The sequence below is a fragment of the Synechococcus sp. genome (genome assembly GCF_982614295.1).
The window spans coordinates 18,891-30,201 of sequence record NZ_CEXBMR010000017.1 but is presented as its reverse complement, the minus strand read 5'-3'; the positions used below and the strand labels follow the sequence as shown (position 1 = coordinate 30,201).

The 11,311-nt window shown below is 53.2% G+C and carries 12 protein-coding genes; 3 read left to right on the top strand and 9 right to left on the bottom strand.

Going from position 1 to position 11,311, the window contains the following annotated elements:
- From AC2JC8_RS04575 to topA, 4 genes are all read right to left on the bottom strand, one after another.
- Positions 1–794, bottom strand: a 794-nt coding sequence (locus AC2JC8_RS04575) for a nicotinate-nucleotide--dimethylbenzimidazole phosphoribosyltransferase family protein (protein ID WP_484594268.1), incomplete at its 3' end; no start/stop codon positions are given.
- Positions 781–1,425, bottom strand: coding sequence for a DUF2232 domain-containing protein (locus AC2JC8_RS04570; RefSeq protein ID WP_484594267.1), 645 nt, complete (start codon positions 1,423–1,425; stop codon positions 781–783). The genes AC2JC8_RS04575 and AC2JC8_RS04570, both read right to left, overlap by 14 nt.
- The gene (locus tag AC2JC8_RS04565; protein WP_484594266.1) at positions 1,415–1,828 is read right to left on the bottom strand and encodes a hypothetical protein; all 414 of its coding nucleotides are present in this window, start codon (positions 1,826–1,828) and stop codon (positions 1,415–1,417) included. Before AC2JC8_RS04565 ends, AC2JC8_RS04570 begins: the two co-directional genes overlap by 11 nt.
- Positions 1,828–4,557, bottom strand: coding sequence for a type I DNA topoisomerase (gene topA / locus AC2JC8_RS04560; RefSeq protein ID WP_484401606.1), 2,730 nt, complete (start codon positions 4,555–4,557; stop codon positions 1,828–1,830). Before topA ends, AC2JC8_RS04565 begins: the two co-directional genes overlap by 1 nt.
- A 125-nt stretch (positions 4,558–4,682) precedes the next feature.
- Between topA and AC2JC8_RS04555 the strand changes: the two genes are divergently transcribed.
- On the top strand, positions 4,683–6,206 hold the full coding sequence (locus AC2JC8_RS04555) for an NAD(P)H-quinone oxidoreductase subunit N (RefSeq protein WP_484401605.1): 1,524 nt from the start codon (positions 4,683–4,685) through the stop codon (positions 6,204–6,206).
- Positions 6,207–6,216: 10 nt separating this feature from the next.
- Entirely contained in the window at positions 6,217–6,936 is a 720-nt protein-coding gene (locus AC2JC8_RS04550) for an ABC transporter ATP-binding protein (RefSeq protein WP_484594265.1), read from the top strand.
- 6 nt (positions 6,937–6,942) lie between these two features.
- Here the strand turns inward: AC2JC8_RS04550 and AC2JC8_RS04545 are convergent, their stop codons facing one another.
- From AC2JC8_RS04545 to AC2JC8_RS04525, 5 genes are all read right to left on the bottom strand, one after another.
- Entirely contained in the window at positions 6,943–7,806 is an 864-nt protein-coding gene (locus AC2JC8_RS04545; protein WP_484594264.1) for a M23 family metallopeptidase, read from the bottom strand.
- Positions 7,807–7,895: 89 nt separating this feature from the next.
- Entirely contained in the window at positions 7,896–8,492 is a 597-nt protein-coding gene (locus AC2JC8_RS04540) for a biotin--[acetyl-CoA-carboxylase] ligase (protein WP_484401601.1), read from the bottom strand.
- The gene (locus tag AC2JC8_RS04535) at positions 8,489–9,676 is read right to left on the bottom strand and encodes an aminotransferase class I/II-fold pyridoxal phosphate-dependent enzyme (protein ID WP_484594263.1); all 1,188 of its coding nucleotides are present in this window, start codon (positions 9,674–9,676) and stop codon (positions 8,489–8,491) included. Before AC2JC8_RS04535 ends, AC2JC8_RS04540 begins: the two co-directional genes overlap by 4 nt.
- A complete protein-coding gene (gene trxA / locus AC2JC8_RS04530; protein WP_295476026.1) occupies positions 9,663–9,983 on the bottom strand; it encodes a thioredoxin in 321 nt (106 codons plus the stop codon). Before trxA ends, AC2JC8_RS04535 begins: the two co-directional genes overlap by 14 nt.
- A 31-nt stretch (positions 9,984–10,014) precedes the next feature.
- Positions 10,015–10,782: a PspA/IM30 family protein gene (locus tag AC2JC8_RS04525; protein WP_295457896.1), complete on the bottom strand. Its 768-nt coding sequence runs from the start codon at positions 10,780–10,782 to the stop codon at positions 10,015–10,017.
- A gap of 45 nt (positions 10,783–10,827) precedes the next feature.
- Here AC2JC8_RS04525 and AC2JC8_RS04520 point away from each other — a divergent pair, with 45 nt between their 5' ends.
- Positions 10,828–11,310, top strand: a complete 483-nt coding sequence (locus tag AC2JC8_RS04520; RefSeq protein WP_484401170.1) for a DciA family protein — start codon at positions 10,828–10,830, stop codon at positions 11,308–11,310.
- Position 11,311 lies beyond the last annotated feature (1 nt).

The following is an 11,311-nucleotide window of genomic DNA, read 5'->3' as shown; positions in this document are numbered from 1 at the left end:
GCCTTTGCTAGCGCAAGGGCCAAAACGGCCGCCATTTGGCTTCCACCCGCCAGCAACAGCTGCGCTTCACTTCCGGGTGCCTGAGCAATACCTTCAAGGAAACCAAGCGCAAAGGCCTGGAAGGGATCCCCAAAAGCAGCTAAAACCGCCAGCGGATTTCCGAGCTCACAGCCAGTGGAAATGGCTGCCGCAATCCCCTGCTGCACCAAAGCTGCCCGCAGCCCATGGGGCGGTACCCGCATGCTGCCGCTCACCAAACCAGCCACATCAAGACCTAAACCGCTGAGCACTGCCTCTGCGGTGCTGGTGCCCCCAGGCACGCATTCAGCAAGCACCAACAAGCCCTGCGGATGGCATTGGGCCCAGCGGTAGCCGAGCCTTTGGCCCTGCTGCTGCAGGCGCAACACAGCTGCTAGCTCCATGGCCTTGCCGCTGCTAAGGCAACGGGCTGGTGTGCCACCAAGCCGGATATGAGGAATTGCCGGGGCAACCCCGCAACCGGCATCCACCACCAGAGCAGGCAGGCCTAAACGCTCCAGCACGCACCAACTGATCAAAGCGGGGCTTACCCCCGCCAAAAGGGGAGGCAAGCGATGGGGGCATTGGGCAGCTGGACCCATCACCAATAGCTCTGCATCAGCCGCCGCGGTGAGTTGTCTGCTTGCTGGTGTGGCCCCAGCTGCAGAAATACCCGGCACTTCAGCAGTTGCGGTGCCACCAAGCACAAGCAAAACCTGCACCTGTTTCGCCAGGAGTGCCCCTTTGGCGGATCTACACCAGCTAGATGGGATCAAGGGACAAAAGCGGACGCAATAAAGAAGGTGGTGGTGGCAAATATTGCTTCAACTTTGGAAATACCCAATGGGCCACAGCATGCAAAACCAGCACATAAACAAAGTTTTGCAGCAGCAGCAAACCAAGGGCCAACAACTGCACCTGCTCAAGATCTGGAGCCCCAAGCAATTGCAAACGCTCCGCTATTCCCTCTAGCAAAGCTGCGGCAGCGCCGGTAATTACCACCCAAAGATTTTCGCCAAGCAGTAGCGAGAGCACTGAAACTCGCACCAAAAAGCCAGCGGCACCAATCACTAAGCCAAAACCCATAGACCACCACCAACTCAGCTGCCGTCGCCAACACCAGCCAAGCCAAAGCGCCAAAGAGCCATAGGGGAAAAGCATCAATGGACCCCGCACCGGCCCCATCAACACCATTAACAGCATCACCGCCACCGCTACCCCCTGCAAGGCAGCACGGCCCCCCTGGCGTAATTGCAACAGGGCAATCGGCAAGGGGATAGCTAAGCGGAAGATCGCATCTCCGATGGGCAGGTAATAAATCGCCACCCAGAGCAAGCCGGTGCTGGCGGCCATATAGGCGGTTTCCGTTAGCCGTCTGGCCTCGCTACGGCGGCGCTCAACGGCCATCTCCCTGCCTCACCCTTTCAATAGCTTCCACTTCAAAAGGCAAATTTGCTGCCCTGAGAGCACGGGTTAAGGCCTCGGCGGGGGCGGCGGGGTCGGTTGCTGGTAAACGCAACACAACCCGGTAAGGCACAGGAGCTGCTGCGGGGGCAAGCGGTTTTTGAACCTCTAATTGCTTTGCTTCCGGTTTGGAAAGCTCAGCTTTGGGAAGCTCTGGTTTTGGGGGTGGGAGTGTTGGTTTTGGGAGTGTTGGTGATTGGCTTTTAGCTTTTGGCAGATCTGGACTTGGGCCAAAACTGTTACCCAGCTGCTCACCGATTGGAGTGTTGCTGCACCCCCCTAGGGCGCAAATAAAACCCACAGCAAAACCGAGCCGCAGCACAGCTTCAAACCGCAACCAAGCCATCAACTATCAGCCGCCCTGATAATTCGCACCGCACTGGCCCGCGGACGCCCTGATTTAGTTCCGGTGGTTTTACTGGCGGTTTTTGGTTTTGCTGCAGCTTTTGGTTTGGCGCTTTTAGCCGCAGGTTTTGCCGATGTGGCAGCCGGTTTTGCGGATCTTGCCCGAGCCGCAGGTTTTTTTGTAGCAGCTTTAGCGGCAAGCAATTCAAGGGCCTGCTCGAGGTTGATGGTTTCAGCCGTAGTGCCTTCCGGCAAGGAAGCATTCAGCTTTCCTTGTTTTACATAAAGCCCATATGGGCCATCAAATAATTGGATCATTTCCTCAGATCCCTCGGCGCAGCCGAGATCTTTCAAGGCAGTGCGGCCACCACGACCTTTCTTGGGGACCGCCAATAATTCCATTGCCCGCTCAAGTTGCACGAGCAACACATCGTCTTCCGCTTTAAGGGAGCGGTAATCCTTCTCGCCCTTGCCTTTGTCATGCACCACATATGAACCAAACCGCCCCAAACCCGCTTGCACCTTGCCCCCATCTGGATGTTCCCCCAGCAGGCGAGGCAACTGCAACAAGCTGCAGGCATCCGCCAAGCTGAGATCCTCAGGTTTGGTGCCTTTTGGTAACGAAGCACGTTTTGGTTTAGGGGTTTCCTCGCTGGCCTGCCCCCGTTGCACATAGGGGCCGTATTGCCCAAACAATAAATAAATCGCTTCTCCGCTTTCGGGATCTATCCCCAAACTTTCCGGACCATCGGCCTTTTGTTTAAGCAATAACTCCGCATGCTCAGCATCTAAATCAGCAGGGGTGAGATCCAAAGGCAAGGTGGCCTTGATCAATTCCTCCTCACCGTTTTCCCCTGGTCGCTTTGATTCCAGATAGGCCCCAAAACGACCGATCCGCACCACACAAGGCAAACCTTCCAATTCGATAGTGCGTGAGGTGGTGGGATCGATATCGCCCTCCCGTTGAGCCACCTGTTGCTCTAAGCCTTTTTCACCACGAAAGAATTGATCAAGATATGGCAGCCACTGGGCTGATCCATTGGAAATTTCATCAAGGGTGTTTTCCATCCTTGCGGTGAAACCTGGATCAACAAGATCAGGGAAATGCTCCTCTAAAAGAGCGGTAACGGCAAAGGCAGTAAAGCTTGGGGTAAGGGAATTGTTTTGCAGATTTGCATAACCGCGATCGCAAATCGTGCCAATGATTGAGGCATAGGTAGATGGCCTGCCAATACCTTCTTTCTCCAAGGTTTTAACCAATGCCGCTTCGCTAAACCTTGCTGGAGGTTGGGTTTGGTGGCCTAGGGCTTCACAAGATCCACAATTTGGGTGGTCTCCAGCACCGAGGGGGGGCAAGAGCACCTCTTGGCCTTCAAGGGCGGCATCTGGGTCGTCGCTGCCCTCAACGTAGGCGCGGAAAAAACCAGCAAAATCGATACGCTTGCCACCGGCCCTAAAACGGGCATTAGCAACTTCAAGGTGGGCACTCACCATCGTGAGCCTGGCATCAGCCATCTGGCAGGCCACGGTGCGCTTCCAGATCAGCTCATAAAGAGACAGATCAAGCCCACTTAAGCCCGCTTCAGCGGGGGTGCGAAAGCTGGAACCTGCTGGCCTGATTGCCTCGTGGGCCTCTTGGGCATTTCTACTTTTGGTGGAATATTGCCGCGGTTGGGGGCTGAGGTGGTCGGCCCCATATTTTTCGGATACACAAGCGCGAGCAGCTGAAATCGCCTGCTCACTGAGCTGCACCGAATCGGTGCGCATGTAAGTGATGAAGCCCCGCTCATAAAGCCCCTGGGCCGTACGCATTGTTTCCCGCGCCGAAAGCCGCAACTTGCGGTTGGCTTCCTGCTGCAGGGTGCTAGTGGTAAAAGGTGGTGCCGGCTTGCGCAGGGTTGGTTTTTCCTCCACTTCAGCCACAGTCCAAGCTTCAGAGCGAATCGTTTCAAGCAAGCTCTGGGCATCGCTTTCGCTGAGTAGTCGCACCTTGGTACCGGCCTTGATGGCACCGGTGTTTTCATCAAAATCGGCACCGCTAGCGATTCGTTCACCAGCTAAGTAGCTGAGCTTGGCCTCAAATTTCAAGCCGCCTTGCTCTAGCTGGGCTTTGAGATCCCAGTAGCTGCCGCTTCGGAATGCCCTGCGGGCCCGTTCCCGTTGCACAAGCAAGCGCACCGCCACCGACTGCACCCGGCCCGCTGATAGCCCCCAGGCCACTTTTTTCCAAAGCAGGGGTGAAACCGTGTAACCCACCAAGCGATCAAGAATGCGGCGGGTTTCCTGGGCGTGCACCAGCTCCATGTTGAGCTCGCGAGTGTCGTTTAGGGCTTGCTTGATCGCTTCTTCCGTTATCTCGTGAAACACCATTCGTTTCACCGGCACCTTGGGGTCTAGGAGCTGGAGCAAATGCCAGCTAATCGATTCCCCTTCACGGTCTTCGTCTGTTGCGAGCAGGAGTTGTTCTGCCCCTTTAAGGGCATCCTTTAACTCCTTAACAATCTTCTTTTTATCCTTCGGCACCACGTAGAGAGGCGCAAAGTTTTCATTGGTATTTACGCCGAGGTTTGCCCACTTCTCACCCTTGTAACTAGCGGGAATTTCACTGGCGTTATTGGGTAGATCTCGCACATGCCCCATGGAAGCCTCCACCCGAAATGTGCGCGGCAAGAAGCCACGAATCGTGCGGGCCTTAGTGGGGCTCTCAACGATGACAAGGGTGTGAGACACAGGCTGCCGGGGCAGGTAAAGAACAAGACCGAATCAAAAGGTTAGATCCGCAGTACATGTTGCACTGAGACCAGTCCGATCGATAGAGCTACCATCCGGCTTAGGACGGCGCCGACCCCACAGCAATGGAATCCCTGGCTCAGTCGTTAAATGCTGGGGCGATCGCGCCCGAAGCAGCACTGCTGATAACACTGCTGGCCTGCCTTTTGGCCGATCTGGCAGGAGAAAAAGCAGCTGCAAAATTTGTACCGCCCTTTTGCTACATAGGGCTGGGGACATGTTTAGTTTTGCTCGCCTTGCAGTGGAACCAACCACCTGCACCAGCATTTTTCGCCTCATTTATCAGCGATAACCTTTCCGTGGCCTTCAGGTCTGTGGTGGCCACATCCACATTGCTTTCGCTTTTAATCAGCTGGCGTTATGTGGAACGCAGTGGCACTCCGGTAGGTGAATACGCCAGCATTCTTCTCGCTGCAACAGTGGGAGCGATGTTGCTGTGCGGTGCCACCGATCTGGTGAGCATCTTTGTGTCGTTAGAAACACTTTCTGTATCTAGTTACCTCTTAGCTGGCTACATGAAGCGGGATGCGCGCAGTTCAGAAGCAGCCCTCAAGTATTTGTTAGTGGGATCGGCGGCAGCAGCGGTATTTTTATATGGCACTTCATTACTTTACGGCGTAAGTGGTGGTTCAACAAATCTGGCGGGTATCACCATTGCATTGCAAAGTAGTGCCACCCCATTAACAGCTTTAGCGCTGGTATTTGTATTAGCCACAGTGGCATTCAAAATATCTGCAGTACCGTTTCACCAATGGACTCCTGACGTTTACGAAGGTTCCCCTACACCAGTTGTTGCATTCCTTTCCGTTGGCTCTAAAGCTGCTGGTTTCGCCTTAGCTCTAAGGCTGCTAGTGGGCTGTTTTGGTAGTTTTGAAGCCCAGTGGCAGCTGCTATTTACAGTATTAGCAGTGCTCAGTATGACCCTTGGCAACGTGGTTGCTTTGGCTCAAACATCGATGAAAAGAATGCTCGCTTACAGCTCAATTGGCCAAGCCGGTTTCGTGATGATCGGTTTGGTTTGCGGCACAGAAGAAGGGTTCTCAGCAATGGTTCTTTATATGGCCGCTTATTTATTTATGAATCTTGGCGCATTTGCCTGCATCATACTTTTCTCATTACGCACCGGCAGCGACCGCATTTCAGACTACGCTGGTTTGTATCAAAAAGACCCCTTAATTACCCTGGGGCTAAGCCTTTGCCTACTTTCTTTAGGGGGCATTCCTCCAATGCTTGGCTTCTTCGGCAAGATTTATTTATTTTTCGCCGGCTGGGCAGACGGTCAATATCTATTAGTTGTGGTTGGTTTAGTTACATCAGTAATTTCAATTTATTACTATATCTCAGTAATAAAAATGATGGTTGTAAAAGAACCGCAGGAAGCTTCCGATGTAGTTAAGTCTTACCCAGTGCCCACCTGGAATCTGCCCGGCTTGCAGCCGCTTCGCATCGCGTTAATAGTATGTTTACTAGTTACTGCAGTGGGGGGCGTACTTTCAAATCCATTGTTTATATGGGCCAATCAAGCCGTCGAGGGCACGCCATTACTAAAAGCAGTAATTGCAGCTGGCGGCAATTTGCCCACCGGTTAAAACAAATTTAATGATCACTAAATCCAGCGGCAAAGCAGTAGCCGATCTACAAGATATAAGTAAAATTTATGGGGCAGGTGCTACCGAAGTGCGGGCCGTTCATGGCTTAAGCCTCACGGTTTATCAAGGCGACTACTTGGCGGTAATGGGTGCCTCTGGTTCTGGGAAAAGCACTGCGATGAATATCCTTGGCTGCCTAGATCGATCCACTAGCGGCAGTTATTGGTTGCAGGGGCAGGAGGTTAATAGCCTCAGCGACGATGATCTAGCGACCCTGCGGAATCGATATCTGGGCTTTGTGTTTCAACAATTTCACCTGCTATCAAATTTGAGTGCCCTTGAAAATGTTGAACTGCCGATGATTTACGCCAAAGTTCCAGTGGAAGAACGCAAGCAGCGAGCGGCCGCAGCCTTGCAACGGGTGGGGCTGGGGGATCGCTTAAAAAATAAACCAAATCAATTAAGCGGCGGGCAGCAGCAAAGGGTGGCAATCGCTAGGGCAATCATCAATCAACCTGCCTTATTACTTGCAGATGAACCAACAGGTGCGCTTGATTCAGATACCACAAGAGAGGTATTAGCTATCTTTGATCAACTAAATCAAGAAGGTATGACCGTTGTATTAGTTACCCACGAACATGATGTGGCAGACCGCGCTCAAAAAGTATTGTTATTTCGTGATGGCTGCATTGCCAATCAAGACCCTGGAGCTTGGTTACGCAGCACTTAAATGCTTTTAGCTACGCCGCTCTAACCCCTGTAGCAATTGATCAAATAATCCTGTAAGTAGAAGTTGATTGCTGCTTAATGCACCACTGGGGGAAAGGCTGCCGGGATCTACCGCCACCCAACCCCCAGCGTCGGGGAGGCGCAATTCAAAGTGCAAATGGGGCCCAGTGCTAAGGCCAGTGCTGCCAACCCTGCCAATTACTTCGCCTTGGCGAACCTGCTCCCCAGGTTGCACAAACAATTCCGATAAATGGCCATAAAGGGTGCGCCGCAGTGGGTTGCGATGTTCAATTTCCACCGCTAGGCCATAGCCACCGGCAAGCCCCGAACTAACAACTGTTCCGCTGAGAGCAGCCACCACCGGCGTTCCCTCTGGAGCAGCCAAATCCTTGCCGGCATGAAGAATCATGCTGCCCAAAATTGGATGCATCCTCCAACCAAATCCGCTGCTGGTTACTGCGCTACCGATCAACGGAAATAACAAGCTGCGGTTGCCGTTGCCTAATAAAGGTGCAGGCCTTGGCGTAACCCTTAAAACCTGGCTAAGCGAAAAACTGCCCTCGCTTCCCACCAGCAATGCGCTAACAGGCACCGTGAGGGGAGCTAAAGGCATACCCAAGCCTTCTTGATTGAGCCGACCACGCTCCACAAATGCCACACCATTGGCCTTGGCACATTCCCTTTTACTTAACACTCCGCTACTGCACAACTTGCTTAAATTCGGCACAATTCTTTGCGGCGCATTGTATTCGCCCCGTTGCAATTGTTGGCTCTCCTTAATTGTGATTGTTCCCTCACGCTCTAATTCCTGTAGAGATTTATCAAAGATAAGGGGCGCTGTTGGTCCTTCCGGTGGTGGCAATTGCGCCATCAGCGGCAGAACCAGCGATACAACAAATGGCAGTAGTAATAATTTATGCATTGGGACAGTTTGAATGATCAGCTGCAGCGAAGCATTAACTAATGGCTAACATTGATGGCTAACTTTTCCACTGCCCGCAAGCCGAGGAGCACCAACTGCTGCCAAGGCGGGCAGCGGTTACCAAGCAACTGCTCCAAAGTAATGCCCGGTGGGCGAATGGGATGACGTCCGTTTAATCCAATCCCAAAACGCACATGGCGCACTAGCAAACCGCGCCACACAACAGAGGTGAGTACCCCTGCCAATTTTTGATTGCCAACTATTAAATCGTTAGGGGCTTTAATTTGTAATTGGACTCCTACGCCAAGGGATTGCAATTCCGCCTCCAAGGCGGCGGCCATCAGAATTGGTAAATTTTCAGCCTGGGGTGATTCTCCAAACCAAGGAATTGCAGCACTAAGCCATAAACCACCTGAGGGTGATTGCCAAGATCGATTCGCGGTGCCGCGGCCAAAACGTTGTTTTTTTGCCACTACCGCTACCGGAAGGCGTGGCTCTTGCTGAAGCCAGGCCGTGAGCAATGTTTCGGTGCTGGAGCAAACCGGAATAACCCTGATCTGCCAAGGCAGCACAAGGGCACTGCCAGCTAAGAGGGCACCTCCACAACGAAACCCGCTTGATTGAGTCAGCCTCAATTTTCGATAAGGGCTGCGTTTAAACGTTTTGCCGCTTGCTGTAATTGGTCTATTTCCACCACCAGCGCTAAACGCAGCCAACCTTCACCGCCAGCTCCAAAACCGATACCTGGGGTGAGGGCCACACCGCTGCGTTCGAGCAGCCAGCTGCATGCTGCTTCGCTGCCAAGGGCTAGAAGCCGTGGCGGCAGGGGCATCCACAAATAAAGGGCCATCGAACTTGGAGGCACTATCCAGCCACCAGCTTTAAGGGCTGCCGCCATCGCATCACGCCTTTGTTTGTAGATGGGCTTGAGCTGCTGAGGCCAGTGCGGCAGCTGAGTTAAAGCAATTTTTGCGCCGGCCTGCAAAGCAAGTGATTGGTTGAAATCCACCACTGCCTTCACCTGAGCTAGCGCTTCAATTAGAGCTGCAGCACCAACGGCAAAACCAAGACGAAAACCACCCAAGCACCAGCCCTTTGAAAAGGAAAAGAATTCAATCCCATTTTCACGCCACCCTGAAGATCGCAGCAAGGCCGGAGCTTCCCCTTCTAAGGCGAGATCCACATAGGGATTGTCGTGGGCTAGCACTGCCCCCTCACGTTTTGCCAGCGCTAAGCCCTCATCCAACCAACCTTGGTTGCCGGTGGTGGCAGTGGGGTTATGGGGATAGCCAAGCATCAATAATTTCAACTGCTGCTGCTCACTGCAGGGCAAACGTTCAAAGCAAGGGCGCCAGCCATCTTCCAGTTGCAGCGGCAATAGCAGTGGTTCACCCCCCGCTAACAACACACCGCCGCGATGGCTTGGATAGCAGGGATCTAGCAGTAAGGCTCGATCGCCTGGATTTAATAATGCAAGGGGTAGATGAGCTGTGCCCTCCTGGGAACCCACCAGCAGTAGAACCTCCCGCAAAGGGTCAACCTGCACCCCAAAACGTTGCTCCACCCAAGTTGCAGCCGCTTCACGAAAGGGCAAAGTGCCGGCCTGCAAGCAATAACCAGCACTGGCGGGTTGAGTGAGCTGGGCCGCCATTGCAGCTAGCACCTCAGGCGGAGGTTGGAGGTCTGTGCTGCCTAGGGAAAGATCAAGCAGGGGGTGAAGCTGAGCTGCTGTTGCCTTTGCTGCGTATGAGCGCTTGCGCTGATCCATTCTGGCAAAAACACCTGAGCCAAGGCGCTTAAGCCGCTCAGAGATGAGCATCCAAAAATGCCTGCAACTGAGCTTTTGCCATCGCACCCTCCTGACGCGCCACCTCAACCCCAGCTTGGAATAACAACAGTGTTGGTAAACCTTTGATTTGTAATTGATCGCGGATTAGTGGATTTGCATCAGCCTCCAACTTCCCCACTCGCACGCGGCCTCCATAGCTGCTGGATGCCCACTCCATCAATGGGGCCATTAGTCGGCAAGGGCCACACCAGGCAGCCCACACATCAACAAGAACAAGTTCTGATGCATCTAACACATCAACTTGGAAATTGGCATCTGTGAGTTGATGAACAGTCATAAAAAAATCGGGGAAAAGGCAATTGGTGCTTTTAAAGGTTGTCTATGGAACGCCTTAGTTTTTCCAATTCATCATCTACTTCAGCAGCCTGGGCAGGAAGAAGTTCAGGTTTTTTCGTGTCGTCTGGAAGCGCCAAGGGGCTGGGATTAAGGCTTGCTTTTAGGGCTGCTAATTCCTGATCCACATCGCCACCAGCTTCAAGGGCCTGAAAGCGGCTATCGAGATCTGCACCGGCAAGTTCTGCTGCCGCCTGTCCGCTGGCTTCTAAAGACAAAACCTTCTCTTCCATGCGATCAAAAGCCGCCATCGCCGAATCGGTATTCAGGCCACCAACTGCCCCTTGCAATTGCGCTTGGGCTTGGGCTGCCTGGGCCCGAGCCTTGAGCATGTCTTTCTTTGTGCGAGCCCCAGCGATCTTGCCTTCGAGCGAAAGCAGATTCTTTTTCAGGTTTTCAACCTGACCTGCCTGGGTAGCGAGCTGACTGTTTAAGGCAGTGGCGGTTTCTTGATAGGTTTTGCGGCGACTCAAAGCTTCCTTCGCTAGATCCTCTTCGCCTTTTTTTAAGGCAAGTGTGGCCCGCTCATACCAAGTTTTAGATTGGCTTTCAGCTTGTTGGGCTTGATTTTCAATACGCTTTTGGCTTGCGATAGCGGCAGCAACCGCCTGGCGCAGCTTGATCAGATCCGATTGCATATCTGCAACGGATTGATCAAGAATCTTGGCTGGATCTTCGGCTCTACCTACCAAATCGTTGAGATTAGAGCGCAATAAACGGCTTAAACGGTCGAAGAAGCCCATGGGGGCAGCACATCGGCGGCAACACCCCGACCCTAACCTTTTCTGATGCCTAATTACCTATTACCGATTCCAGCAAAAGGGGCGAGCCCGCTGCAGCACTGTTTAAAAGAATTAGAAGGGGGCTGGCAAGGGCAGGGGCATCTCGCTGCGTTGTGGCAAGCCTGGCCAAAAATTGCGGGGGCCGAGTTGGCGCCCCATTGCCGCCCGCTGAGGTTGCAGGGGGCTGTGCTTTGGGTGGGGGTGGAGCAACCCCATTGGCTTCTAGCCCTGCGTTACGCAAAGCATCAACTGCTGGGCGCCTTGCGTGCTGCTGGCTTTTTAGTGCAGCGTGTGGAGCTAGAGCAAAGAATGCAAATTCCACTGGCGGCATTAGCAAGCAGCGAAAGCGCTAACAGCTGGGCAGAACATCCCAGCAGGGTAGATATTCACGGCAGTTGCCTTTGCCCGAGCTGCCAAATACCAACCCCTGGCGGCGAGATCAAACGCTGGGGATCTTGTTCACTTTGCTTAAGGCAAAATCGAAATTAAA

Excerpts from the sequence above, each read along its gene's own strand:
- AC2JC8_RS04555 (WP_484401605.1), top strand. The coding sequence starts at position 4,683 with ATGGAATCCCTGGCTCAGTCGTTAAATGCTGGGGCGATCGCGCCCGAA.
- AC2JC8_RS04535 (WP_484594263.1), bottom strand. The coding sequence starts at position 9,676 with ATGCTCATCTCTGAGCGGCTTAAGCGCCTTGGCTCAGGTGTTTTTGCC.
- AC2JC8_RS04550 (WP_484594265.1), top strand. The coding sequence starts at position 6,217 with ATGATCACTAAATCCAGCGGCAAAGCAGTAGCCGATCTACAAGATATA.
- AC2JC8_RS04520 (WP_484401170.1), top strand. The coding sequence starts at position 10,828 with ATGCCTAATTACCTATTACCGATTCCAGCAAAAGGGGCGAGCCCGCTG.
- AC2JC8_RS04565 (WP_484594266.1), bottom strand. The coding sequence starts at position 1,828 with ATGGCTTGGTTGCGGTTTGAAGCTGTGCTGCGGCTCGGTTTTGCTGTG.
- AC2JC8_RS04570 (WP_484594267.1), bottom strand. The coding sequence starts at position 1,425 with ATGGCCGTTGAGCGCCGCCGTAGCGAGGCCAGACGGCTAACGGAAACC.
- AC2JC8_RS04525 (WP_295457896.1), bottom strand. The coding sequence starts at position 10,782 with ATGGGCTTCTTCGACCGTTTAAGCCGTTTATTGCGCTCTAATCTCAAC.
- trxA (WP_295476026.1), bottom strand. The coding sequence starts at position 9,983 with ATGACTGTTCATCAACTCACAGATGCCAATTTCCAAGTTGATGTGTTA.
- AC2JC8_RS04545 (WP_484594264.1), bottom strand. The coding sequence starts at position 7,806 with ATGGCGCAATTGCCACCACCGGAAGGACCAACAGCGCCCCTTATCTTT.